At 72.2% G+C, this 24280-nt stretch carries 25 protein-coding genes; 18 read left to right on the top strand and 7 right to left on the bottom strand.

From position 1 onward, the window contains the following. The first annotated feature begins 49 nt into the window (after window positions 1-49). Both ACTWPV_RS17455 and ACTWPV_RS17450 read left to right on the top strand, forming a co-directional pair. Complete coding sequence (locus ACTWPV_RS17455; RefSeq protein WP_347644989.1) at window positions 50-688, top strand: nucleotidyltransferase domain-containing protein; 639 nt, start codon at window positions 50-52, stop codon at window positions 686-688. Further along, window positions 685-1467, top strand: a complete 783-nt coding sequence (locus ACTWPV_RS17450; RefSeq protein ID WP_443152567.1) for a nucleotidyltransferase domain-containing protein — start codon at window positions 685-687, stop codon at window positions 1465-1467. Before ACTWPV_RS17455 ends, ACTWPV_RS17450 begins: the two co-directional genes overlap by 4 nt. A 14-nt stretch (window positions 1468-1481) precedes the next feature. Here the strand turns inward: ACTWPV_RS17450 and ACTWPV_RS17445 are convergent, their stop codons facing one another. Continuing rightward, window positions 1482-2426, bottom strand: coding sequence for a GNAT family N-acetyltransferase (locus ACTWPV_RS17445; protein ID WP_443152566.1), 945 nt, complete (start codon window positions 2424-2426; stop codon window positions 1482-1484). Window positions 2427-2556: 130 nt separating this feature from the next. Here ACTWPV_RS17445 and ACTWPV_RS17440 point away from each other — a divergent pair, with 130 nt between their 5' ends. Continuing rightward, entirely contained in the window at window positions 2557-3486 is a 930-nt protein-coding gene (locus tag ACTWPV_RS17440; RefSeq protein WP_443152565.1) for a hypothetical protein, read from the top strand. A gap of 34 nt (window positions 3487-3520) precedes the next feature. Here the strand turns inward: ACTWPV_RS17440 and ACTWPV_RS17435 are convergent, their stop codons facing one another. Both ACTWPV_RS17435 and ACTWPV_RS17430 read right to left on the bottom strand, forming a co-directional pair. Further along, window positions 3521-3874, bottom strand: coding sequence for an MmcQ/YjbR family DNA-binding protein (locus ACTWPV_RS17435; RefSeq protein WP_443152564.1), 354 nt, complete (start codon window positions 3872-3874; stop codon window positions 3521-3523). A gap of 10 nt (window positions 3875-3884) precedes the next feature. Further along, the gene (locus tag ACTWPV_RS17430; RefSeq protein WP_347644984.1) at window positions 3885-4301 is read right to left on the bottom strand and encodes a CBS domain-containing protein; all 417 of its coding nucleotides are present in this window, start codon (window positions 4299-4301) and stop codon (window positions 3885-3887) included. A 168-nt stretch (window positions 4302-4469) separates the two neighbouring features. On the opposite strand from ACTWPV_RS17430, the gene ACTWPV_RS17425 reads away from it, so the two are divergent. Next, on the top strand, window positions 4470-5264 hold the full coding sequence (locus ACTWPV_RS17425) for a class I SAM-dependent methyltransferase (RefSeq protein WP_443152563.1): 795 nt from the start codon (window positions 4470-4472) through the stop codon (window positions 5262-5264). Between the two features lie 28 nt (window positions 5265-5292). Here ACTWPV_RS17425 and ACTWPV_RS17420 read toward each other — a convergent pair whose 3' ends face one another. Together ACTWPV_RS17420 and ACTWPV_RS17415 are read right to left on the bottom strand one after the other, a co-directional pair. Continuing rightward, window positions 5293-5808 (bottom strand): hypothetical protein, encoded by a 516-nt coding sequence (locus ACTWPV_RS17420; RefSeq protein WP_347644982.1) that lies wholly within the window; start codon window positions 5806-5808, stop codon window positions 5293-5295. Between the two features lie 80 nt (window positions 5809-5888). Further along, window positions 5889-6755, bottom strand: a complete 867-nt coding sequence (locus ACTWPV_RS17415; protein WP_443152562.1) for a hypothetical protein — start codon at window positions 6753-6755, stop codon at window positions 5889-5891. A gap of 101 nt (window positions 6756-6856) precedes the next feature. Between ACTWPV_RS17415 and ACTWPV_RS17410 the strand changes: the two genes are divergently transcribed. The 8 genes from ACTWPV_RS17410 to ptsP all read left to right on the top strand — a co-directional run bounded on the left by ACTWPV_RS17410 (window position 6857) and on the right by ptsP (window position 13688). Next, a complete protein-coding gene (locus ACTWPV_RS17410; protein WP_132598494.1) occupies window positions 6857-7618 on the top strand; it encodes a DeoR/GlpR family DNA-binding transcription regulator in 762 nt (253 codons plus the stop codon). Then, window positions 7615-8598 carry a 1-phosphofructokinase gene (gene pfkB, locus ACTWPV_RS17405; RefSeq protein ID WP_443152561.1) on the top strand — a complete coding sequence of 328 codons (984 nt, stop codon included), beginning with the start codon at window positions 7615-7617 and terminating at the stop codon, window positions 8596-8598. The genes ACTWPV_RS17410 and pfkB overlap by 4 nt, the downstream gene beginning before the upstream one ends. A 48-nt stretch (window positions 8599-8646) precedes the next feature. Continuing rightward, window positions 8647-9849, top strand: coding sequence for a mannitol-specific PTS transporter subunit IIC (mtlA, locus tag ACTWPV_RS17400; RefSeq protein ID WP_443152560.1), 1203 nt, complete (start codon window positions 8647-8649; stop codon window positions 9847-9849). 3 nt (window positions 9850-9852) lie between these two features. Continuing rightward, a complete protein-coding gene (locus tag ACTWPV_RS17395; protein WP_132518575.1) occupies window positions 9853-10161 on the top strand; it encodes a PTS lactose transporter subunit IIB in 309 nt (102 codons plus the stop codon). Next, window positions 10154-10579, top strand: coding sequence for a PTS sugar transporter subunit IIA (locus ACTWPV_RS17390; RefSeq protein WP_347644978.1), 426 nt, complete (start codon window positions 10154-10156; stop codon window positions 10577-10579). Before ACTWPV_RS17395 ends, ACTWPV_RS17390 begins: the two co-directional genes overlap by 8 nt. Continuing rightward, window positions 10576-11583: a zinc-dependent dehydrogenase gene (locus tag ACTWPV_RS17385; protein ID WP_443152559.1), complete on the top strand. Its 1008-nt coding sequence runs from the start codon at window positions 10576-10578 to the stop codon at window positions 11581-11583. Before ACTWPV_RS17390 ends, ACTWPV_RS17385 begins: the two co-directional genes overlap by 4 nt. Before the next feature lie 91 nt (window positions 11584-11674). Continuing rightward, complete coding sequence (locus tag ACTWPV_RS17380) at window positions 11675-11956, top strand: HPr family phosphocarrier protein (protein WP_347619323.1); 282 nt, start codon at window positions 11675-11677, stop codon at window positions 11954-11956. Further along, window positions 11949-13688, top strand: a complete 1740-nt coding sequence (gene ptsP, locus ACTWPV_RS17375; protein WP_443152558.1) for a phosphoenolpyruvate--protein phosphotransferase — start codon at window positions 11949-11951, stop codon at window positions 13686-13688. The genes ACTWPV_RS17380 and ptsP overlap by 8 nt, the downstream gene beginning before the upstream one ends. Before the next feature lie 111 nt (window positions 13689-13799). Here ptsP and ACTWPV_RS17370 read toward each other — a convergent pair whose 3' ends face one another. Then, window positions 13800-15017, bottom strand: a complete 1218-nt coding sequence (locus ACTWPV_RS17370; RefSeq protein WP_443152557.1) for an MFS transporter — start codon at window positions 15015-15017, stop codon at window positions 13800-13802. A gap of 67 nt (window positions 15018-15084) precedes the next feature. Between ACTWPV_RS17370 and ACTWPV_RS17365 the strand changes: the two genes are divergently transcribed. Further along, complete coding sequence (locus tag ACTWPV_RS17365) at window positions 15085-15570, top strand: MarR family winged helix-turn-helix transcriptional regulator (protein ID WP_443152556.1); 486 nt, start codon at window positions 15085-15087, stop codon at window positions 15568-15570. Between the two features lie 24 nt (window positions 15571-15594). Here the strand turns inward: ACTWPV_RS17365 and ACTWPV_RS17360 are convergent, their stop codons facing one another. Beyond that, window positions 15595-18372, bottom strand: coding sequence for a BTAD domain-containing putative transcriptional regulator (locus ACTWPV_RS17360; RefSeq protein ID WP_443152555.1), 2778 nt, complete (start codon window positions 18370-18372; stop codon window positions 15595-15597). Between the two features lie 111 nt (window positions 18373-18483). Here ACTWPV_RS17360 and ACTWPV_RS17355 point away from each other — a divergent pair, with 111 nt between their 5' ends. The 5 genes from ACTWPV_RS17355 (at window position 18484) to ACTWPV_RS17335 (ending at window position 24279) form a co-directional block, all read left to right on the top strand. Then, window positions 18484-19383 carry an ArsR/SmtB family transcription factor gene (locus ACTWPV_RS17355; protein WP_443152554.1) on the top strand — a complete coding sequence of 300 codons (900 nt, stop codon included), beginning with the start codon at window positions 18484-18486 and terminating at the stop codon, window positions 19381-19383. Window positions 19384-19695: 312 nt separating this feature from the next. After that, window positions 19696-20736, top strand: coding sequence for a phosphotransferase (locus ACTWPV_RS17350; RefSeq protein ID WP_443152553.1), 1041 nt, complete (start codon window positions 19696-19698; stop codon window positions 20734-20736). Then, window positions 20733-21686, top strand: a complete 954-nt coding sequence (locus ACTWPV_RS17345; RefSeq protein ID WP_443152552.1) for a T3SS effector HopA1 family protein — start codon at window positions 20733-20735, stop codon at window positions 21684-21686. The genes ACTWPV_RS17350 and ACTWPV_RS17345 overlap by 4 nt, the downstream gene beginning before the upstream one ends. 125 nt (window positions 21687-21811) lie before the next feature. Beyond that, window positions 21812-21994, top strand: a complete 183-nt coding sequence (locus ACTWPV_RS17340; RefSeq protein WP_347644969.1) for a hypothetical protein — start codon at window positions 21812-21814, stop codon at window positions 21992-21994. Between the two features lie 125 nt (window positions 21995-22119). Continuing rightward, entirely contained in the window at window positions 22120-24279 is a 2160-nt protein-coding gene (locus ACTWPV_RS17335; RefSeq protein ID WP_443152551.1) for a glycosyltransferase, read from the top strand. Window position 24280 lies beyond the last annotated feature (1 nt).

The following is a 24280-nucleotide window of genomic DNA, read 5'->3' as shown; positions in this document are numbered from 1 at the left end:
CCACTGATCGATCAGATCAGCCCGCGCCCCCATGGCGCAAGATACATGGGTGAGCGATGACTTGATCCTTTCCGTCGTCATGGGATCGCGGGCGTACGGGCTGGAAACCGAAAATTCCGACACCGACCGGCGGGGCGTGTTCGTGGCGCCGACCGCGGCGTTCTGGCGGCTGGAGAAACCCCCCACGCACCGCGACGGGCCGCTGCCCGAGCAGTTCTCGTGGGAGGTCGAGCGTTTCTGCGGCCTCGCCCTCGAGGCCAACCCGACCGTCCTCGAGTGCCTGTGGTCGCCTGTCGTGGAGGTGATCACCCCCGCCGGCCGGCGGCTGCGCGAGTTGCGGACGGCCTTCCTTTCGCGGCGGGCGCAGCGCTCGTTCGCCGGCTACGCCGAGGACCAGTTCCGCCGCATCGACCCGGTCGCGCCCAGGTGGAAGCAGGCCATGCACATGGTGCGGCTGCTGCTCAGCGGCCTGCACCTGGTCCGGCACGGCGAGCCGCTGGTCCGGGTGGGGCCGCACCGCGAGCGGCTGCTCGCGATCCGGCGCGGAGCCCTGCCGTGGGCGGAGGTGGACGCCTGGCGCGCCGCCCTGGCCGCCGAGCTGGCCGCGACGCCGAGCGTGCTGCCCGCCCGGCCGGACCGGGACCGGGTGGAGGACTTCCTGATCGGCGTACGGAAGGAGAACCTGTGAACGACCTGCCCGGGTGGCTGGCGGAGATCCCCGGCGAGCAGCCGTACCCGCCGGTGTTCGCGACGGTGAGCGGGGCGCACCTGTACGGGTTCCCCTCGGCCGACTCCGACGTGGACCTGCGGGGCGCCCACCTGCTGCCGGTGGAGGAGGTGGCCGGGCTGCGGCACGGCCCGGAGACGCTGGAGCGGACGTGGACGCGCGACGGCGTCGAGGTGGACCTCGTGACGCACGACCTGGCCAAGTTCGGGCGGCTGCTGCTCGGCCGCAACGGCTACGTGCTGGAGCAGCTGCTCTCGCCGCTGGTCGTGGCGTCCTCGGCGGCGCACGAGGAACTGGTCGCCCTGGCCCCTGGCTGCCTGACGCGCCACCACGCGCACCACTACCTGGGGTTCGCGCGCACGCAGTGGCGGTTGTTCGGCAGGAGCGGCGAGCTGAAGCCGCTGCTCTACACCTTCCGCGTGCTGGCGACGGGGACGCACCTCATGCGCACCGGCGAGCTGGAGGCCGACCTGACCCGCCTGTACGCGTACGGGCCGGCGTACCTGCCCGAGCTCGTCGCCGCGAAGCGGGAGGCCGAGCACGGGCAGGCGCCGTCCGTGCCGGGAGTCCAGGAGGACGTGGCGCGGATGACGGCGGCGCTGGAGGAGGCCCGGGAGTCGTCGGCGCTCCCCGAGCGGGCCTCCGCCGGGGAGGCGCTGCACGACGTGGTGGTCAGGGCCCGGCTGCGCGGGCCCTCGCCGGGCATGGCGGAGCCCGGGGACCGGGCGGCCAGGGCCTGACGGGGAATCCGCCGTTACGGAGCCGCGGGATCGGCCGACAGGACGAGCCTGATGGCGAAGTTGCGGTAACCTCCCCGCTCGAACGCCCTGGCCATCGGCACGTTGCCGGAGTCGGTGTCGGCCACGATCCGCTGGACGCCCCGCTCCGCGTGGAAGCGGGTGATCTCGGCGAGGAGGTCGTCGACGTACCCGTGGCCGCGCTGCTCGGGCACCACACCGAGATAGCCGACCACGGGCCCGGCGTCGTTGGCGGAGGGCAGGGCGACACCGACGAGGTCGCCGCCCTTGTCGTAGGCCAGCCGCCACCAGGACCGTTCGCCCCGCATGGACGCGCAGTCGCGGACGTCCTCGCGGGCCTGCTCCACCGGGTCCATGGTGCGCAGGGCCTGGCGGGTGGCGAAGTCGAGGGAGCCGGCGGCCACCCGCCGGAACGCCTCCACGAAGACCTCGTCGTCCTCCTCGCCGCGGAAGACGAGCCGGTCCGGCGGCTCGGGCACGGGCGCGTCGCCCGCCGTCCACGCATAGCGCAGGCGTTCGAGCTCCTCGGTCAGCCCGGCGCGGCCGGCGGCCTCCCAGCGCCAGCCGACGGCCGCCGTGGCCGCGGGGTCGCCGCGCCAGCCGTTGGGCACGAAAACGTGGTACTCGGGCGCCCGCCCGAAGGCGGCATGGGCGTGGCGCAGCAGCTCGGCGGCCACGCCCACGCGGTCGCCGACCGAGGGGTGCACGTAGAGACAGTCCAGCGCGAGCGGCCTGGCGCCGTCGGGGAAGCTCCACCAAACGGCGCGGGCAAAAATGTCGTCGGTGTCGTCATCGGTGGCCAGCCAGATGCGGTCGTAGCCGTAGTTGCGGCTCTCCACGTACGACAGCAGCCGCTCAGGGTGGGCCCAGCTGATGGGCTCGTCGACGACGCAGCCGAGCAGGCGGTCTAGGTCGTCCTTGACCGCGGGACGGAAACGCATGGTTCCTCCGAGAAGTGGAAGCGGGCGCGAGGAGCGCCCGTGGTAATGCCGGACATCTCAGCGCCTCCTTTCTTCCGACTTTTCGGTGTCGGCTGGCACTTTAACAGAAATATCGCGACAGGATGGGCTGGTGAGCTCCTACCACGACGACACGCTGCCCCTGCAACCACCGATCCGGCTGCCCGGCGAGGCCACGCTCGCGGCGGCGGTGCGCGCCGCCCCGCTGGCCGGGGAACTGAAGCCGGAGGGCGACGACTCCGAGGTGCTGGCCGCCTGGGCGGGACACTGCCGCGACCTGCTGGCCGCCGACGGCGCCCTGCTGCTCGAGCTGATCAGGATGTTCCTGACGCGCGAGCCGCACCAGGGCGAGGTGCCGGAGACGCTGACGGGGCTCGGGCTGGTCCGCCAGGAGGAGCCGTACACGCTGAGCTGGCTCGGCCTGTGGGCGGCGCGGCTGATCGTCGCGGCGACCACCGGGCAGGAGGTCCCGGTCATGGGCTCGCTCGCGGACGGCGACGCCGCGGCGCTGCTGCACGGCCTGCGGTCCTACCCCGAGGCGGAACGCGACGAGGAGCTGGCGGGATGGCTGAAGGGCCGGGAGCGCGACGAGGCGGTGGCCGAGATCGCCGCGGCGCTGGCCACGGTCAGCCCGCTGAGCCGGGCGATCGGCGTGGAGTTGTTGTCGACGCGGTTCGGCGACGAGGGCCGGCTGGCGCTCTCCCGGCACCTGGAGAAGCGCAAGCTCGGCGCGGTGATCGCGGCCAGGACCGGCCGCACCGAGCGGCAGCCCGCGCCGGACGAGATCGCGTGGGTGCTGGTGGACATGGCGGCGGCGCTGCTGGAGTTCGGGGACGAGCCCGGCCAGGTGATCGAGTCGATCGCCCTGGGCATGGACGTGGAGGAGCAGGCGGGCACGATCCCGATCCTGGCCTTCGGCGACCATCCGTGGACGGGTCAGGTGCTGCGGTTGTTCATCGACCACCACCCGGACCAGCGAGTCTCGGCGGCCGCCCGCAAGGCGCTGCGCCGGCTGCGCGGGCTGGCGGACGTCCGCGGCTGACGTGTGGTCCGGCTCCGGCCGAGGCCCTGGGCGCTCAGGGCGTGCCGGCCTGCCGCTGCTGTTCCAGGCGCACCTTCTTCGGTACGCACATCCGCCAGGCCTCCAGCACCAGTTCGCGCATCTCGGCGGCGTCGATGGCGGCGAGCCGTACCTCGACCCAGTTGAAGCGCAGGTCCGACTCCCCCGGCATGAGGAACTTGCCCGGCTCGGCCGCCACCAGCGCCGCCCGCTCCTCCTTCGGGAACGCGAAGCCCATCTGCGTCTCGTCGCGCGAGAACGCCACGTAGACGATCTGCCCTATCCGGAACTTGACGCGGTCCCTGATGAGGTGCTCAGTGGAGCGCGGGAGCGTGCGCGCGAACCGCCGCACGTCGTCGACTGTGACCACGCGGGCAACGTTACCGATTTCCCTCGGCGGCCGAAATGTCGGCGAGCGCCGAATCCGGGTCGCGCTCGACGGCCAGGTCTCCCAGGCTGACGATGCCGACGGCGCGGCCGTCCTCGACCACGGGAAGGCGGCGGACGGCGTGCGAGCGCATCATCCGTACGGCCTGCTCGATGCCGGTGTCGGGGTCGACGGCCTCGACGGCCGGGCTGCACGCCTCGCGTACCGGCGTGTCCGGGCCGCGCTCGGCGGCGACCACGCGCACGGCGATGTCACGGTCGGTGACGATGCCCTGCATGCGGCCGTTGTCATTCACGATGATCGCCCCGGTGTCGTGCTCGCGCATGAGCGCCGCGGCGGCGGAAACCGGCTGGTCGCCCTCGATCGTGGCCGGGTGGGCTGTCATGACGTCTGCCACGGTCTTCGCCATGGGTCCTCCTTGTGGGTCGGTGCCCGCCCCCTACCCGGGCGCTCGCCCGATTCACCGGAGGCCGCGCCCACGCCGCGCCCGTCTCGTACAGCGAGACACTTTCTCTTGAATGGTGAGATTGGCGTAGGCTCGCCGGCAACGGTCCGGCGAAGACGAAGGAGTTCGGCGATGGAAGCCGTCTACACGCATGGCCACCACGAGTCGGTGCTGCGCTCGCACCGCTGGCGCACCGCCGGGAACTCGGCCGCGTACCTGCTGCCGCACCTGAAGCCCCACATGAAGGTGCTCGACGTGGGCAGCGGGCCCGGCACCATCACCGCGGACCTCGCGACCAGGGTGGGGCACGTGACGGCGTCCGAGGTGAGCGCGGAGGCGCTCGACCTGGCCAGGGCCGAGGTGCGCGCCCGCGGCCTGGGCAACGTGGACTTCGCCGTCGCCGACGTGCACGCGCTCGGCTTCGACGACCACACGTTCTGCGTGGTCCACGCCCACCAGGTGCTGCAGCACGTGGGCGACCCGGTGCGCGCGCTGCGGGAGATGCGCAGGGTCACCAGGCCGGGCGGGTTCGTGGCCGCCCGCGACAGCGACTACACGGCGTTCGCCTGGCACCCGCGGCTGCCGGTGCTGGACGAGTGGATGGAGCTGTACCAGAAGATCGCGCGAGGCAACGGCGGCGAGCCGGACGCGGGGCGGCGGCTGCTGTCGTGGGCGCGGGCCGCAGGGTTCGAGGACGTCACCGCCACGTCGTCGACCTGGTGCTTCGCCACGCCCGAAGACCGGGCCTGGTGGGGCGGGATGTGGTCCGAGCGGATCCTGCACTCCGCGATGGCCCGGCAGGCCCTGGCCACGGGCGCCGCCACGGAGGCGGACCTGCGGCGGATCTCGGAGGGGTGGCTGGCGTGGGCGGCCGACGGTGACGGCTGGATGTCGCTCCTGCACGGCGAGATCCTCTGCCGCGCCTGAGCCGCACCGCCCTGAGCCCGGCGCGCTGTCAGATGCCGAGGGTCCTGGCGCGCTGCCACCGGGGGTCGCGGTAGAGGACCATGTCGGAGCCGATGAGCTCGTCCGGCGCCGACAACATGGTGATCTCGCCCGCGGCCTGCAGTTGCAGCAGCAGGTCGCGCACGCGCGGCCCGACGGGCAGCCGCCCGGCGGGCAGCCCCAGACCCGTCCTGACCGTGTCGGCGATCTCCGACAGGTGGAACGGCCCGTCGAAGCCCGCCACGATCCCGCGCACGATGGTCATCGTGATCAGGTGCTCGGCCTCGGCGTGCGCCAGCTGCCAGGTGACCTGCTCCCTGCGGCGACCGCTGCCCGCGCACGACGGGCACCCGCGCGTCATGCCGGCCGTCAGCTCTTCCTCCGCCGAGCCGAGGCACGCCGAGCACAGGCCGTTCTCGGCGGCGTGGAGCTCGGCCGGCATCCGGCCGGCCAGGGCCACGCCGCAGGCGCACCCGAACGTGTCACCGAGAATGCCGGCCTGCGGGGTGATCGCATGCTTCGTCATCGGGCCGACTCTACCGGCCCGCCCGCCCCGCGAGGCAACACCGGCCCCAGCGGTGACGCTCCCGCGGGCGGGCGTGGACGTCAGCCCGCGACGCTGCGGTAGAGGTCGCGGGTCAGCCTGGTGATGCGCTTGACCGAGCCGCTCCACGTGCCGCCCACCGGGTGCGCGGTGAGCACCGCCATGACGTACCGGTCGCCCCGGCCTGCCAGGCCGGTCGTGTGCAGCACCGGGCGGCCGTAGTCGGGCACGCCCGAGCCGGTGGCCCGCTGCGCCACCCACGAGATGGGCGCGCCGACGGCCTTGGCGTCCTTGCAGCGGCTCGGCGGCGTCATGCCGAACCCGGACCAGCCCTGCTTGACCGCCCACGGCCGGGGGATCGCGTCGGGGATGCCGAAGGTCTGGTCGAAGCCGTCGGCCCCGCACGGCGCGGCCTTGCGCAGGTGGCCCAGGATCAGGTTCCTGACCTTGGCGTCGGCCCGGTCGAACAGGTAGCGGTAGGTGCGCACGATGTCGTACGCGCTGAGCGAGGTATAGCCCCAGAAGCCCGGCTTGGAGGCGGGCGGCGGTGTGGTGTCGGCCAGGCCGAGCCTGCGGGCCATCCTGACGACGATCTTCCCTTCGCCCTCGCGCTCCCAGAACGTCGAGGCCGCGTCGTCGTCGCTGGCCCGCAGCATGCCCTTGAGCAGCTTGGCGTCGGCGGCGGGCACGCTCTTGTGCCGCTCCAGGTAGTCGATCGCGATCAGGATCTTGACGATGGAGGCCGAGCGGTACTTCCTGTGCGCGTTGCGCGTGGCCACGAACTTGCCCGCCTGCCGGTCGAAGACCAGCCACGCGGCCGTGGTGCCGGCGGGGACGGAGGGCGGCTTGGCCCTCTCGGCGTGAGCGGGTACGGCGGTCAGCGCCGTGGCGAGGACGACGGGCACGGCGGCAAGGGGCTTGATTCGCACCCGCCTACAACTACCAGATTCCGCCCGTATCCCCTTGACCGCACAACTAAGCGGGTATAAACACAGATGAAACCAACTTGAAACGGCGGTGAACCAACATCATGTACGCCGAGGAGCGGCAGCAGGAGATCCTGCGGAGAGCGCGGTCCGCGGGCCGCGTCGACGTGGTGACGCTGGCCGCCGAGCTCGACGTGACCACCGAGACGATCCGCCGCGACCTGACGTCGCTGGAGCGGGCGGGTGTGCTGCGCCGGGTCCACGGGGGCGCGATCCCCGTGGAGCGGCTGGGGTTCGAGCCCGCGCTGGCCACCCGTGACGAGGTGATGACGGGCGAGAAGGAGCGCATCGCCAAGGCGGCGCTCGCCGAGCTCCCCGACGACGGTTCCGTGATCATCGACGCGGGCACCACCACGGGACGGCTGGTCCAGGTGCTGCCCGCCGACCGGGAGCTCACCGTGGTGGTGAACTCTCCACCGCTGGCCACCGCCCTGGCGGCCCGCGCCAACCTGCACGTGATCATGCTCGGCGGCCGGCTGCGCGGCAAGACGCTCGCCACCGTCGACGACTGGGCGCTGCGCCCGCTGGCCCATCTCAACGTCGACGTGGCGTTTATGGCCACCAACGGCTGCTCGCTGAGCAGGGGCCTGACCACGCCCGACCCGGCGGAGGCGGCGATCAAGCGGGCCATGGTCAAGGCCGCGCAGCGCAGCGTGCTGCTGGCCGATCACACGAAGTTCACCAACACCTATCTCGCCACGTTCGCCGAGCTCGCCGAGATCGACGTGCTGATCACCGACACCGGCCTGGACGTCGCGCTGGCCGCCGACCTGGCCGCGGCGGGCCCGGAGGTGATCCGGGCGTGATCCTCACCCTGACGCTCAACCCCAGCCTCGACCGCACGATCGAGATCGCCGCCCTGGACAGGGGCGCGGTCATCCGCGCCGCCGCCGCCCACCTCGACCCGGGCGGCAAGGGGGTGAACGTCTCGCGCGCCCTGCTGGCCAACGCGGTCGCCTCGCGCGCGGTGGTGCCGTTCGGCGGCGACGAGGGCAGGCAGCTCGTACGGCTGCTCGCCGAAGAGGGCCTCGACATGGTCACCGTCCCCGTCGCGGGCCCGACCAGGTCGAACGTCACCCTCGCCGAACCCGACGGCACCGTCACGAAGATCAACGAACCCGGCACGGCCCTCGCGCAGGACGAGCTCGACACGATCGCCGACGCCGTGCTGGAGGCCGCGCACTCCGGTGACCGGGGAGCCGACTGGGTGGTCGCCTCGGGCAGCCTTCCGCCCGAGGTCCCCGCCGACGTCTACGCGTCGTTGTGCCGCAGGTTCGCCGGGGCGGGCATCCACGTCGCGGTCGACACCAGCGGCCCGGCGCTGTCCTGCGCGCTCGGCGCCGCGCCGGCCCTGGTGAAGCCGAACGCCGAGGAGCTCTCCGCCGCCACCGGCATGCCCATCCGATGCGTGGGCGACGTCGTGGAGGCGGCGGCCACGTTACGCGCCGCGGGCGCGCGGGCGGTGCTGGCCAGCCTGGGCGGCGACGGCGCCGTCCTCGTCGGCCCGGACGGCATCTGGTACGGCGAGGCCCCCGTCGCCGAACCCCGCAGCTCCGTCGGCGCGGGCGACGCCATGCTGGCCGGTTTCCTCGCCGGAGGCGGGCGCGGCCCCGGCGCGCTGGCCCAGGCGCTGGCCTGGGGCGCCGCGGCGGTACGCCTGCCCGGCAGCCGGATGCCCGGCCCCGCCGACATCGACCCCGGCGCCGTCACCGTCGGCTCCCCCGACCCGGCCCGTCGCCTCTCCTCCCCCGCCCTGCCGTCCCCGCCCGCACCCGCACTCCCCTGACCCAGCGAAGCGGCTGATCACTGCTCATCCCCCGAAGGAGCAAGTCCCATGGCCGAAAGTTACACACCCCCGGTCACCGGAACCGGTGTCAAGGCCACCGTCCAGCGCATCGGCGGCCATCTGGCCGGCATGATCATGCCGAACATCGGCGCGTTCATCGCCTGGGGTCTGATCACCGCGCTGTTCATCCCGACCGGCTGGCTGCCCAACGAGACCCTCGCGAAGATGGTCGGCCCGATCATCGGGACCCTGCTTCCGGTGCTCATCGCCTACACCGGCGGCCGGATGGTGCACGGGCAGCGCGGCGCGGTCGTCGGCGCGGTGGCGGTCATGGGCGTCGTGGTGGGCACCGAGTCCCCGATGTTCCTCGGCGCCATGATCATCGGGCCACTCACCGCCTTGATCCTGAAATATGTGGACAAGTTCACGGAGCAGCGGACCAAGGCCGGCTTCGAGATGCTGGTGGACAACTTCTCCGCCGGCATCGTGGGCGGCGTGATGGCCGTCATCGGCATGCTGGGCATCGGCCCCATCGTGGAGGCCGCCACCACCGCCGCGGGCAACGCCGTGAGCTGGCTGATCGGCAACAACCTGCTCCCCGTCGCCTCCGTGCTGATCGAGCCGGCCAAGGTGCTGTTCCTCAACAACGCCATCAACCACGGCGTGCTCACCCCGCTCGGCATCGCCGAGGCCGCCGAGACCGGCAAGTCGATCCTGTTCATGCTCGAGTCGAACCCCGGCCCCGGGCTCGGCCTGCTGCTGGCGTTCCTGCTGTTCGGCCCGCGCCAGCTGCGGCCCAGCACCCCCGCCGCGATGCTCATCCAGTTCTTCGGCGGCATCCACGAGATCTACTTCCCGTACGTGCTCATGAAGCCGCGCCTCATCCTGGCCGTCATCGCGGGCGGCGCGGCCGGCGTGTTCACGTTCATCGCCACCGGCGCCGGCTTGGTCGCCTCGCCGTCGCCCGGCAGCATCTTCGCGTATCTCGCGGTCACCCCGAGGGGCGGCTGGCTCGGCTCCAGCCTGGGAATCCTCGTGGCCGCGGCCGTGTCGTTCGCCGTCGCCGCCGTCCTGCTCGGCTTCGGCCGCGGCGAGAAGGCGGAGCAGGACGACTCCGCGGGCCCCACCGCGTCCGCAGAATCCGCAGAAGGCACCGAGCCCGCCACCAGGCCCACCACCAGGCCCACCACCGGGCCCACCACCGGGCCCACCACCGGCTCCACCACTGAACCCGCTACCAAGGAGGCCTGAACCATGCCCAGCATCGACAGCAAGGACATCAAGAAGCTCATCGTCGCCTGCGACGCCGGGATGGGCAGCAGCGTGATGCTCGCCTCGCAGTTGCGCAAGCAGCTCAAGGACAGCGGCGTCACCGTCGAGCACACCCCGGTCAACTCCATCCCCGACGACGCCGACGTCATCGTGTGCCACTCGGGGCTCGCCGCCAGGGCCAAAGCCTCCGCCCCCGGGAAGCCCCTGGTGTCGTTCCAGATCTTCCTCGGCGACCCGGCGGTGACCAAGCTGGTGAACACCATCAAGAACGGCGGCACCGTCGATGCGTGACGACCTGCTCGACCCGCGGGCCGTGCTGCTGCACGAGAGCGCCCCCGACCGCGAGGCGGCCATCCGCCGGTGCGGGCGGGCGCTGGCCGACGTCGGGGCGGTCGCGGAGCCGTACATCGAGGCGATGCTCGAACGCGAACGGTCGATCTCCACCTACGTCGGCGAGGGGGTGGCCATCCCGCACGGGACGAACGCCTCCAAGGAGGACGTCCGGCGCGACGCGATCTGCGTGGTCCGCTTCCCCGGCGGGGTCGACTGGGACGGCGAGCAGGTCACCCTGTGCGTCGGCATCGCCGCCAAGGACGACGGGCACGTGCGGTTGCTGTCGCAGCTGGCCGAGATCCTGCTCGACCCCGACCGCGCGAGGACGCTGCGCGAGGCCACGGAGGTCTCGCAGGTGATGAAGGAGCTCACATGAAGGTCGCCAGATTTCACGCACCCGGCGACATCAGGATCGAGGACGCGCCCGAGCCCGAGGCGGGGCCCGGCGAGCTGAAGATCCGGGTGCGCAACTGCTCGACGTGCGGCACGGACGCCAAGATCTTCACGTTCGGCCACCACCACATCAGGCCGCCGCGCGTCATGGGCCACGAGATCGCCGGCGAGGTCGTCGGCACGGGCGCGCGGGTGCAGGTGATCGCCGCCATCCCGTGCGGCACGTGCCAGGAGTGCGTACGCGGCCGCCGTACGGTCTGCCCGAACCAGGAGTCGATGGGCTACCACTACGACGGCGGCTTCGCCGAGTACATGATCGTCCCTGCCAAGGTGCTGGCCGTGGACGGCGTCAACACCATCCCGTCCGGCGTCGGCTTCGCCGAGGCGTCGGTGGCCGAGCCGCTGGCGTGCGTGCTGAACGGCCAGTCGCTGGCGCGCGTCGGCGCGGGCGACGACGTGGTGGTGATGGGCGCGGGCCCGATCGGCTGCCTGCACGTGCGCCTGGCGCGGGCGCGCGGCGCCTCCCGGGTCTTCCTCGTGGACGTCAACGCCGAGCGCCTGGCGATGGCGGCCGAGCTCGTACGCCCCGACGCGGCCATCGACGCCGACCCGGCCGAGCAGGTGCTCAAGCTGACCGGCGGCAGGGGCGCGGACGTCGTGATCACGGCGGCGGCGTCGGGCGCGGCGCAGGAGCAGGCCGTGCGGATGGCGGCCAGGCAGGGCCGGATCAGTTTCTTCGGCGGCCTGCCCAAGGACGATCCCGTCATCGCGCTCGACTCCAACCTGGTGCACTACCGCGAGCTGACCATCGTCGGCGCGAACGGCTCCAGCCCCGCGCACAACGCGGAGGCGCTGCGACTGGTCGCCGACGGCGCCGTGGTGGTGTCCGACCTCATCACCCATCGGCTGCCGCTGCCCCAGGTGCTCGACGGGATCGATCTCGTCAGCAGGGGCGCGGCCATCAAGGTCACCATCGAGCCCTCATGAACGAACGCTGATGAACGAACGCTGAAGAACGAGCCCCGAAGACACGAAGATCGAGCACGCGAGATCGAACATGGAGCCTGGGAGGCTTCTCATGGCACAACGAACGGTGGCCGTGGCCTCGGCCAGTGGCCTGCACGCCCGTCCCGCCAAGCTGTTCGTCCAGGCGGCGGCGAAGCTGGGGGTGCCGGTGACGGTCCGGCTGGGCGAGAAGTCCGTGCCGGCCAGGAGCATGCTGGGGGTGCTGTCGCTGGGCGCGGTGCGCGGCTCAGAGGTCACGCTCGAAGCGGAGGGGCCCGGGGCGGAGGAGGCTCTGGACTCCCTGGCGGCGCTGCTGTCGCGCGACCTGGACGCGGAAGAGGCCCTCGATGCGTGACCTGTCCCGCCCTGACCCCCTTCCCCCCGGCACGGGACCGCAGAGGGCCACGACTCACGGCGGCGGCCCCGGCGGCGGCCCCGAGGCAGGTGCCGCCGGGGGGCTCGTCGGCCTCGGCGTCAGCCAGGGCCGGGCGGCGGGCCCGGTGATCCGGATGGCGGGGCCGCCGACGCTGCCCGACGCGCGCCCGGTCACCGACCCCGCCGCTGAGGCGGCCACGGTCGCCAGGGCCCTGGAGGCGGTCGCCGCCGACCTCAACCGCCGCGCCGCCGCCGCCCGCGCCGCCGTGGCCCCGGGCCGCGGCGCGACGACCGGTGAAGCGGGGGTCGCGGGCGGGGAGCAGGCGGCGGAGATTCTCGAGGCGCTGGCCATGATGGCCGAGGACCCCATGCTGCTGGAGGAGGCCGAGCGGCGGGCGCGCGACGGCGCCGGCGCCGCGCACGCCCTCGACGCCGCCTTCGCCCAGCACCGCGACGCCCTGGCCGGGCTGGGCGGCTACCTGGCCGAGCGGGCAGCCGATCTGGACGATCTCAAGCACCGGGCGGTGGCGTTCGCGCTCGGCCTGCCGATGCCCGGCCTGCCCGCCCCCGGCCACCCGTACGTGCTGGTGGCCGAGGACCTCTCCCCCGCCGACACCGCGGGGCTGGGGCCGGACGTGCTGGCGCTCGTCACGGAGCGGGGCGGGCCCACCAGCCACACCGCGATCCTGGCGCGGGGCCGCGGCCTGCCCGCTGTGGTGGCCTGCGCGGGCGTCATGTGCCTGGCCGACGGCACGGTCGTCGGCGTGGACGGCGGCACCGGCGAGGTCACGACCGGCCTCACCGAGGAGCGGGCGGCCGAGATCGTGGCGGGCGACCGCGCGGAGCGGGCCAGGCTGGCCGCGAGCAGCGGCCCCGGCAGGACCGCCGACGGCCATCCGGTGAAGCTGCTGCTCAACATCGGCGCGGCCAAGGATCTGCGGCCGGGCGCGGAGGGCGTCGGGCTGTTCAGGACGGAGTTCCTGTTCCTCGGCCGTACGGTGGCGCCGTCGTTCGAGGAGCAGGTGGCCGCGTACGCGGAGGTGTTCGAGCAGGCGGAGTCCGTGATCGTGCGCACGCTCGACGCGGGCACCGACAAGCCTCTGCCCTTCCTGGGCCTGCCCGAGGAGCCGAACCCCGCCCTGGGCGTGCGGGGCCTGCGGGTGGACAGGATCCTGCCCGGCGTGCTGGACACCCAGCTCGACGCGATCGCCGAGGCGGCCAGGGCGACGGGCACGCGGGCATGGGTGATGGCGCCCATGGTCACCACCGTCGAGGAGGCGAGCGGGTTCGCCCGCCGCGCCCGCGAGCGGGGCATCGCGAAGGTGGGTGCGATGGTGGAGGTGCCGGCGGCGGCGCTTCGGGCCGGGGCGCTGCTGCGGGAGGTCGACTTCCTCAGCATCGGCACGAACGACCTGGCCCAGTACACCTTCGCCGCCGACCGCCAGCACCCGGCGCTGGCCGATCTGCTGGACCCGCGCCAGCCCGCCCTGCTCCAGCTCATCGGCATGTGCGCGCGGGCGGGCAGGGAGGCGGGCAAGCCGGTCGGGGTGTGCGGCGAGGCGGCCGGCGATCCGCAGCTCGCGCCGCTGCTGGCCGGGCTGGGCGTGACGAGCCTGTCCATGGCCCCGGTGTGCGTGCCCGCCGTGCGGGAGGCGCTGGCCGGCCTCACCCTGGAGGAGTGCCGGCGCCGCGCCGAGGCCGCCGTCGGCTGAACCGGTCAGTCCGATCTCCGGTCAATGGTCATAGGAGACCAGCGACCGGGCTCGTGACGGGATCACCGCGAAGCCGTCCCGTCAGGGCGTCCCACCGCACGACGCGGGGCCTCACTGCGAGGACGGGGCGTGCTTGCGGTCCGGGTCCGGGCCGGAGGACGCCTTGGAGGGCTTGCCCAGGAGGAGGATTGCGGCGAGGTTCGCCGCGGCGACCAGGGCACCGCCGATCAGGGCCAGCGCCGTCACCCCGGTGACGGCGGCCAGCGGTGCCGCCGTCGCCAGCCCGAACGGTCGCGACGCGAACGAGATGAGGTGGTCGAACGACCGCACCCGCCCGAGCGCGTGCTCGGGGACCTCGTCGGCCACCACCGTCTCCCACAGCGGGCTGAGCAGCCCCAGCCCGAACATCGCCACAAAGTACGCGCTCGTCATGACCCAGAGGGACGAGCCCGCGGCCAGGGCCGCCATGGGAAGCAGGTAGCACGCGGCCCCGGCCTGCACCACCGCCAGCGGCCGGCGGATGGGCAGCCGGGGAGCGGCGAACACGCCCAGGACCATGCCGGCCGTACCGCTCTGCACGATCAGCGCCCAGCTCGCCTCGCCGCCCAACTCTTGGACGGCCATCACGGGGCCGAGCGTCAGGAACACTCCGGCCACGAGATGCCACACTCCGTGTCCCAGCACGCAGGCCAGGAACCACGGCCGCGCCCTGATCTCCCGCCACCCCTCGGCCACATCCCGGCCGAAGGAGGAGGTGGCGTCCTGCCCGCCGCGATCCGGAGCTCGGGTGCGGATCCCTCCGAGGGTCAGCGCCGAGCAGGCGAACAACACCGCCGTGAGCGCGACCGCCCAACCGGGACCGGCGGCCACCGTGATCGTGCCGGCCAGCGCGGGAGCGACGACCGCGGAAAGGCTTGTCGCCACGCCGATTCGGGTGTTCATCCGCAACCTGTCCTGCGACGGCACCACCGCGACCACCATCCTGGGCACCGCCGGGCTGCCGAACGAGATGGCCGCTCCCGAAAGCGCCGACAGCAGCGCGAGGTCCAGGAGGCGATGCACGCCGAGCAGCAGTTCGACGGCGATGACGGCCTGCGACAGGCATCGGACGAGGTCGGCGAGGAGTGCGACCAGCTCGGGCCGGATCCGGTCGGCCAGCACTCCCCCCACGGGCAGCAGGAGCAGGAGGGGGACCATCTCGCTCGCCAGCACGATGCCGAGCGCCCCGCCGTCGTCGGTGATCCGCAGGACCGCCAGGGTCAGCGTGGTGGGGATGAGAGCGGTGGCCAGTGCGGACAGGCATCGACCGATCAGGAGCCGCTGGGTCATGAGCCCCGAAGCTATTTCGCCAGCGAAACATTCGTCAAGCAATAATTCGCTTCCGTATGATTTCTCCATGGAAGATTCGGTCGATCGTCATCTGGCCCGCTGGCGTGGCAAAGCACCCTTCGACGAGCGGACCGAGGGCATCGTGACGCGGATGCAGGCCCTGGTGAAGCATCTGTCCCACACCAAGGAGGCGGCGCTGCGGGAGGTGGGCATGCAGGACTACGAGTTCGACACCCTGCACCGGCTGGTGGCACGCGACGGGTCGGCGACCCCGTCCGAGCTGGCCGGCGACCTCCTGCTGTCCCCGGCCGGGATGACGGGCCGGCTCGACACGCTGGAGCGGTCGGGTCTCGTGCGGAGAGTGCGCAGCGCTGAGGACCGCCGCCGCGTGGACGTCGAGCTGACCGCCAAGGGCAAGCACCTGTGGACGGATGCGATGTCCATCTGCGCGGAGGTGGAGAACGGCCTGGTGCGCACCCTCACACCCGCGGACCAGGTGCGGCTCGACGGCCTGCTCAAGCAGCTCCTGGTGTGGATGGAAAGCGACCGCTGAACCGTCGCGCGCGCCGGCGCGGCCTCACATGTTCCTGAGGATGACCTCGGGGGTGCGCGGATGGGCCGCGGCCTCGATGGCGGAGCGTTCGGCCGCGTCGATCAGGTTGAGCTCGTACAACAACTCGGCGGACCTGGACCAGCAGTCCCGCGCCCGAGCGCCCTGATCGAGGTCGTCCAGGGCCAGGCCGAGCCCCCACCAATGGATGGCCTCCGTGCAGCTCCCGAGATCACCGGCCACCCGGTCGGCGTCGAGAGCCTGCCGGAAGTAGTCGGCCGCCTCCTTGCTCCGGCCACAGCGCCGGTGGGCCTCGGCGAGATGGCCCAGGGCGATGGCGGTGCCGACCGAGTCGCCGATCTCCCCGGTGATGGCCAGGGAACCCTCGTACGCGTCGATGGCCTCCTCCAGGCGGCCGGCCCGCCGGTAGGTGAGCCCGAGGTTGGCCAGCGTGATCGCCTCGCCGAACCGGTTGCCCTGGCCGCTCTCGAGCCCGACCGACTGCCGGAACCTGACGATCGCGTCGTCGTAACGGCCGAGCCTGCTGTGGACGACGGCCAGCCGGTCGAGCTGCGCCGCTTCCCCGCGGCGGTTGCCGCTCTCGTGGTACAGCTCGCGGGAGGTCTCCAGATGCCGGATCGCGTCGCTGTGCCGGCCCAGGTCGGCCAGCACGTACCCCATGTCGCTGTGCGCGACGGCGCGGTGGTGCGCGCCGCCCAGCCGGTCGGCCGACGCCATCGCCAGCTCGGCGATCTCGTGCAGCTCGCGCCATCGGCCGCGCTCGTAGAGCGGGAAGAACAACGCCGCGGACAGGGCCGTGACCAGATCGTCGGCGGCCAGCGCCGCCGCGGTGCCGACCACCGCGGGCAGGTTCGCGGCCTCGGCGTCCACCCAGGCGTAGACGTCCTGCCTGTCGGCGAAGCGGGGAGGCGGAGCGGACGTGGCAGGGCCGAGGGTGGTGCGCCAGACGGCGACGGGGATCACGATGGCGCTGGCGTTCCTGGCCAGGGCCAGATAGGCGTCCAGAGCCCGCCGTACGGCTGCCGCCCTGTCCCCGGCCGGGTCCTCGGCGGCGGTCAGCTCCCTGGCGAGCAGGCGGGTCAGATCGTGCAGGCAGTAGCGACCCGGCGCGACCGCCTCCACCAGGTGCGCGTCGGCGAGCCGGTCGAGGAGGCTCTCCACGTCGGTGTGCGGGAGCCCGGTCAGGGCCGCGACGGTGTCGGTGCCCAGCTGCGGCAGGTCGAGCAGGCTCAGGTACCGGAACAGGCGGGCCTGCGCCGGGTCGAGATCGCGGTAGCTGACCTGCAGGCTCGCTCGGACGGCGCGGTCGTCCATCTCCAGCTCCGCCAGGCGGCGACGCTCCTCGGTCAGCCGGCGCGCGAGCCTGCGCAGCGTCCAGGTGCCCTGGGTGGCGACGCGCGCCGCCGCGATGGAGATCGCCAGCGGCAGGTGGCCGCAGTGCCGGGCCACGTCGGCGAGCGATTCCTCGTCGGCGGGAACGCCGTGACGTGCGATCAGCCGGGTGAGCAGGGCGCGGGAGTCGTCGTCGGACAGGACGCCCAGCTCGCACAACGACTGGCCCTCCAGCGAGGCCAGTGCCTTGCGGCTGGTCACCAGGACGGCGCAGGTACGGCTGGCCGGCAGCAACGGGCGCACCTGCGCGGCGTCCCGCACGTTGTCGAGCACGATCAGCAGGCGACGCCCCATGGTCAGCGAACGGAACCGGGCGGCGGCCTCGTCGGGGTCCGCGGGCACGGCGGCGGCGTCCAGGCCGAGCGAGCGCAGCAGCCGGCTCAGCGCTTCGATGGGCTGGAGCGGCCTGCCGCCGGGGGACGCCCCGTGCAGGTTGAGGTAGAGCTGGCCGTCGGGGAAGTCGTCCCGGACGGCCCAGGCGACGTGGATGGCCAGCGCCGACTTGCCCACGCCACCGCCTCCGGAGATCACCAGCGGGATCGGGCGCTCGCCGGCCACCTCGGCCGTCAGCTGCTCGACCAGCCCGGTGCGCCCGGTGAACATCGGCGGGTCGGCGGGCAGCTCGCATGGGCCGGGCGGCCGGCCGGGCAGTTCGAGATGCCGCTCATGGCCGAGTATCGCCTGGTGCAAGGCCTCCAGCTCGGGACCGGGAGCCAGGCCGAGCTCCTCCGCCAGGAGCCGCCTGCCCTCCTGGTACACGTTCAGGGCGTCGTTCTGGCGGCCGGAGCGGTAGAGGGCCAGCATGAGCTGGGCGCGGAAGCCTTCGCTGAACGGGTGGTCGGCCACGAGCCCGACCAGGTCGGGAAGGAGTCGCGCGTGCGCACCCAGCGCGAGCTCGGCGTCGATGCGGCACGACTGCGCCACCAGGCGCCGTTCCTCGAGGCGGTGAGACTCCTCCCGCAGCGACGGGTGGTCGGCCAGCTCGCCGAAGGCGCGGCCCCGCCACAGGCTCAGTGCCTCTCCGTACCAGCGGGCCGCATTGACCCGGTCGCCGCCGGAGCGGGCCCGGTCGCCCTGCTCGACCAGCTCCTCGAAGCGGGCCGCGTCCAGGCCGGCCTGCCCCAGGTGCAACCGGTAGCCGCCCGCGTCGTGCTCGATGGACGTGCCCGCGCCGAGCGTGGTGCGTAAACGGTAGACGTAGACGCGCAGGTTCTCGCGCGCGGACTTCGGCGGCTCGTGTTCCCAGAGGGCGTCGAGCAGGCGGCCGGAGGAGACGGGGGCCCCGCGGCGAGCCAGCAGCATGGCGAGGATGAGGCGCTTGCGGACGGACCTGATGGCGATCGGGCGGCCATCGACGGTGAACCCGACATCGCCGAGGATCGTGAACTCCAACAGCCCACCTACCTGTCAGGATGACCACGTGACGTGGCGATCGTATATGCGGGATATACGCCCCCCTTTTACTTTATGACTTCACTGGAGTAAGGCTCGCGGGAGGCGCTCATGCTGGACCTCGGCTCGATCCGCTGCTCAGCCGAGCCCATGCCGCTGATCGAGACGTTGAACAGCCTTCACTCGCTCAGCCGCGTCCGTCATGAGGGGGAACTGCGCGGGTGGCAACGGCACGCGGCCGCGCGCCTGCCTGCCATGGCCAGGCCGTTGCTGGACATGGTGACGCTCTGCCAGAACGCGCTGACCTTCATCGCTCCGCCCGAGCCGGAGCTGGATCGGGCGTTGCGCCTGGTGGCCGGCATGCCTGACAGCACCGTGTGGGGGGAGCTGCGCGCGGCGTTCGCCGGGCGGGAGATCCCGCGGTGGCTCACCGCGTTCGTCGGGAGCACCGGCCAGCGGACCGGGCTCACGGCCGCGCTGCGCTCGTACTTCCGCGCATGCCTGCTGCCGTACTGGGACGACGTGCGCGCGGGGCATGAACAGGAGGTGGTCGAGTTCAGCCGGTCCGTGACCCGGCACGGCATGCGCAGCGCGGTCCAGCCGCTCGCCGAGACCATCCACGTGCCGTCCGCCTCCGGCGAGGGGCCGGTCACCCTGGCGCCGTCGCCCCTCTGGGACGGCGAGCCCGTCGGCCGGTCGTTCCTCGGCGGTGAGCTGATCGTGGTCTATCCGACCACCGCCCCGCTTCCGCCCGAGCCGTCCACGCCGCGGGAGCGCCAGGTGGCGATGGAGCAGTTGCTCGGCCACACGCGTGCCGCCATCCTGCACAACCTCACCTCGCCCTGCGGGACGACGGAGCTGGCCCGGCGCGTCGAGATGAGCATGCCGACGACGTCGGAGCACATCGCGGTGCTCAGAGCCACCGGGCTGGTCACCACGACCAGGATCGGCAAGAACGTGCGGCACGCGCTGACGCCGCTCGGGCTGGTCCTGCTGAGCGGCCGTCGCTGACGTCACCCTCCGCACCGGCGCCGGAGGCCGTCATCGCTTCGGCCCACGCCGAATTCATGGACGGGCCTCGACCTCGGGGGTTTACATGTCACTTGACCGCAATCGAGAAGGGAATGCGCATGATTTCCAGAGAGCTCATCGACGCCGCGACCACGTACGTTTCCCGCGATGAAATCGCCGCCGACGGGACCGAACTCACCGAGATGGCGCCGCTGACGACGATGAGGTAGCGAGTCAACCCGACCGTGCATGGGCCTTCGGTTACGAAAGCCCATGCCCGGTCTTCGGATACAGGCGCACGGAGGAATGGACATGTCGGCGGACCGAGCAGCGGACATCCGGTCGCTCCTGGCCGGGATGGGATATGCGGACTTCGTCGCCGACCCGGCTCCGCCGCGTGGCCGGAACCTCATCTGGACGGGATACTCCACATCCGCCGGCGGTGCCCCGCGGCGCCTTTTCGCCAAAAGGCTCACCGGCGCGGTCGCGGACACGGCGGAACGATTTTCGAGAGCACTTCACTTCGCCGAGTTCGCCGGCTTCGGAGACAACTCCCTGGCGGCGCGCACACCGGCGCTGGTCGCCTCGGAGGAAGGCGCCCGGCTGCTGATATACGACTACCGATCGGGCCCGTCCGCTTTCGAACTGCCCGTCGACGACGAGCTGTGCCGCGAATGCGGGCAGCTCATCGCGCTGCTTCACTCCCGTGACCTCACGGCCGGGATCTCCGCGGCGCCACTCGCTCGTCCGGCGCTGGACGAGTTCAGAGCGTTGCCGCTGCGAAGCTATCTGGGAGCGAGCGGCGGCGAACTGGCGATGTGGCGGCTCCTGCAGCAGGACACCGCCCTGATCAGCGCGATCGCCGCGCTGCTTGCGCTGGAGGACGACGCGCCCCGGGTTCCCGCGCACTGCGATCTGCGTCTTGACCAGTTCCGCCGCGACGAGGAGGGGCTCTATCTCACCGACTGGGAGGAGTTCAGGGCGGCGGATCCCGCCCGCGACGTCGGCAGCCTCGCGGGCGACATCGTCTACCAGGCTCTGTGCGGGGCGCTGTCGGGCAAGGCCGGCGCCGGCGACCTCGGGCAGCGTCTGGACTCCGCGTTCGGCAGGGCGCGGGGACATGTCTCCGCGATGTGGGAGAGCTATCTGGCGTCGGTGGACGTCGACCCCACAGGCCTGGCGGAGCGGGCGGGCCGATTCGCGGGCTGGCACCTGATCGACAGGACTCTGGCGCTCACGCAGATCAGCGGCCGCCTGCCGGCCAAGGGGAAGGTCATGCTCGGGGTCGGCCAGATGTTGTTACTCAGCGGAAGCGAGGCCGGCGCGCGCGTGGGCCTCGATCGATCAGCGTGAGCAGGATCCGCATCGCCCGACGCCTGCGCCCGCTCCTTCACGGGATCACCGTGTCCCCCGACGGCACCCGGGCGGAGGCGGGCCCGCGCCACCGCCTGTCCGCAGCCCACCCGGCCGAGCTCGAACGGCTGCTGGCCAAGCTCGTCTACGACCGTTTCCATGTCGGGAACGACGACCACGACATGACGCCGTCCCCCGCCCTGGAGGAGCCGTTGCGAGCGTCCGTACCGCATCGGCGCACCACCGCACCGGTGGAGGTCCTGAGCGAGGAGGCGGGTTCCGCCGACGTCGTCGCCCGGATCGACGGCGTGCGCGTCCTCATCCCTGCCTCGTCGATCCGGCCGGGCACGGGGGTGGCGGAGCTTCCGTGCGCGCGTGCCGCGCTTTCCCCGGGATTCCTCGTCGTCGACGGCTCGCGCGGATCCTGTCCGGACACCGCCGTCCTCCGTGTCTACGTGCATCTCGCCGACCCGGCGGCGGCGCCGGCCGTCTGGGCTCGAACGCTCCGGATCCTGGAGGAGGCGAAGGTCCGTTACCGGGCGAAGGTTCTCTCCCGGGCGGGCATGTACCCACGAACTGATGCGCTGGTCGCCTATCTCCCCGAGGAGACGGCCCCGGTGGCCTCCCTCGTCGCGGACCGGCTCGACGGTGTCCCAGGACTCGGCAGGGGAACGTCCGTGTTCGCGCGGCCCATCGCGGACTCCGTCGCGGTGGCCCGCGAGCCGGTGGACCGGCCGGGCGGCGCGCTGAGCTTCGGCCTCCACCGCGCGACCGCGGTCGCGGCCGGCCTCATCCGGCACGCCTCGGGCCCGCGAGCGATCACCAAGGAGGAGGCCGTCGCCGACGCGCTCGCGCGATGGCGGATCGACCCGGCCGCGCCCGAACGCAACCTCCGCTGCTCGCACGGGTGGACACCCTCGCGGCGCCGATCGTGCCGGCGGTGTGGATGAGCGCGAATCGCCGTACGCGGATGGGGGGAACGCCCACGGTTCGGCGCATTCCGAAATCATCGACAGGCGTGCTTTCTTCCCGCAGCCTGTGATTGTCAATGCGCCAACCGTCGAAAGGAGACGCAGTGTCCGTGGACCTGTCAGTCGCAACGCCGGTCGATTCGGCGACGTCACCGGGAGAGATCTTCCAGATCAGCGACGTCGCCCTGCCGCAGCAGTACACGGCAGTGGACGAGAACGGCATGGAAATGATTCCGTGCATCGGATGCGGCACCAGCATCGGCCCCTGTCTCTACTGCCGCGGATAACAGCGTAGGGCGACCTGACGATGGGCCGCCTTTTTCGCTGCAAGGCCGGTAAGGCGCGCATCTCGCAGCGCCTTACCGGCCCGTCACCCGGAAAACCAGGAAAGGGTTTCGCCTTGCGTCTGTGCATGATCGGCAAGTATCCCCCCATTCAGGGCGGGGTCAGCCGGGAGATGTTATGGGACAGCTACGCGCTGGCGAGCATGGGACACGAGGTCCACGTCGTCACCAATGCCAGTGAGGTGGAAGCGGCCTTCAGAGTTCAGGACGATCTGTACGCCGGCCAGCCGGGCGCCGATCCGCGCGAGGAGTCGGCGGTCCGGGTGCACCAGACGGCGAGCGACCCGCGGACCCTGCGTTACGTGCCGTTCGCCAATCCCTTCGTCAGCAAGCTCGCCGGCACGGCGGCCCGTGTCGTCGAGGATCACGGCCCGTTCGACTTCGTCTACGGCTATTACCTGGAACCGTACGGGGTCGCCGCGCATCTGGTCTCCACGTGGACCGGCGTCCCTTACGGGCTGAGGCACGCGGGCAGCGACATAGGGCGGCTCTACCGCCACGACGGGCTGCGCGAGACGTACGGGCACGTGGCGCGGAGCGCGGATTTCTGGATCGCGCCGACACTGACGAGCCGCGGCCTGCACCATCTGGGCGTCGAGCCCGAGAGGCTGCACCGGCACGTCCGCCACAGCGTGCCCACGCCGTTCTTCCACCAGGACGCCGAGCCGATGAACGTGGCGGCGGTTCAGGACCGGATCAACGAGGACGGCGAGCTGAACGGGGTCTACCGGCGGCGCGAGAGGTCGTTCCGGCAGGGCGAGCCGACCCTGGGCATGTACGGCAAGGCCGGGGACACCAAGGGGATGTCCGACCTGCTCCGTGCCTTCGCCGCCACGCCGGGGAGGGACGCCGGGCACAACGTGGTGATCGCCACGAGCGGCCCCGCGACGGAGGTGCGGCGCCTGTACGCGCTGGCCGAGCAGCTGGGCATCCAGCGCAACCTCACGTTCCTGCCGTTCATGCCGCCGTGGAAGGTGCCGTCCTTCATCGCGGCCTGCGACGCGGTGGCCTTCCTGGAGCGCGACTTCCCGATCGGCGTGCACCGGCCGCTCGTGCCCCGGGAGATCCTCGCCTGCGGCGGATGCCTGATCCTCTCTCGCGACGTGGCCCGCTACCAGCTGTACGCCGACCAGTTGCGCGACACGGAGAACTGCCTGCTGGCCGACCCGCGAGACGTCGGCGAGCTCGGCGACGCCATCGGCCGGGCGCTCGGCGATCCGGTGACGGCCAGGGCCATCGGCCGGCGCGGCCATGACGAGATCTCGCGAGAGCTGGAGGACTGGGAGGGCTATGTCACGTATGTGGCGGACAACTTCGCGCGTATCGCATCGGAGGCCGAGTCGAGGAGGACCGAGATGACCATGGCGGAGACCCAGGCCGCGCTGGCGCGCCTGTACGTCGACGAAGCGTTCAGGGGCTGGTTCGCGCACGCGCCCGAGGAGGCGCTGCGCAAGTACGAGCTGACGGAGCCGGAGAAGGACACACTCAAGGCGATCGACAAGAAAATGGTCGATCTGTTCGCCCAGACCCTGCGCGACAAGCGTCGCGGGCGCCTCGTCGCCACGTTTCCCCTCACGTCGAGGGTGTGCGGCAGGGAGGTCGTCGGCCGCTATTTCGAACGCTACTACGATCTGCACCCCGCCCAGCCCAACATGCTGGTGGCCGAGCACGCCATGGCCTTCGGCCGGTTCCTCGTGGACTGCATCGCCGTCACGGCCTCCCTCCCGTCCTACGCAACCGATCTGTGCCGCTACGAGCAGGCCATGAGCGAGATGCGGTTGACGCCCCTGCCCACCGACGATCTGCTGCTGCTCGACGCCGTTCCCCCCGAGGGGGCGAACGTGGCGCCGGAGGCCCGGCCGGTGCTGGCGCCCGGCATCCGCGTGCTGCGCTTCGACTACGACATACCGTCGATCGCCGACGCCGTCGAACGAGGAGAGGCCCCCGAGTCCGCACGGCGGACGCCGGTCGTGCTCGTCATGCGGGTGCTCCCGCAAGGCCTGCCCGAGGCGTTCCGGGTGAACGAGGCCACGGCCGCCCTGCTCGACCTGTGCACGGGAGACAGGACGCCGGCTCAGATCACCGCCCTCCTGGCCACCCGCTTCGGCAAGCGGGCCGGCATCGAGGAAGCCCTCTCGGGGGCGCTCACCAGCCTGCTGGCCAGGAACGTCGTACGGGTCGGCGCCGAGCACGCCCCGACCGGCGCGGACGAGAGCCGAGGTGCCTGAC

The sequence above is a fragment of the Nonomuraea sp. KM88 genome (assembly GCF_052245635.1).
Taxonomy (GTDB): domain Bacteria; phylum Actinomycetota; class Actinomycetes; order Streptosporangiales; family Streptosporangiaceae; genus Nonomuraea.
This window is presented reverse-complemented; position numbering and strand designations above follow the sequence as displayed.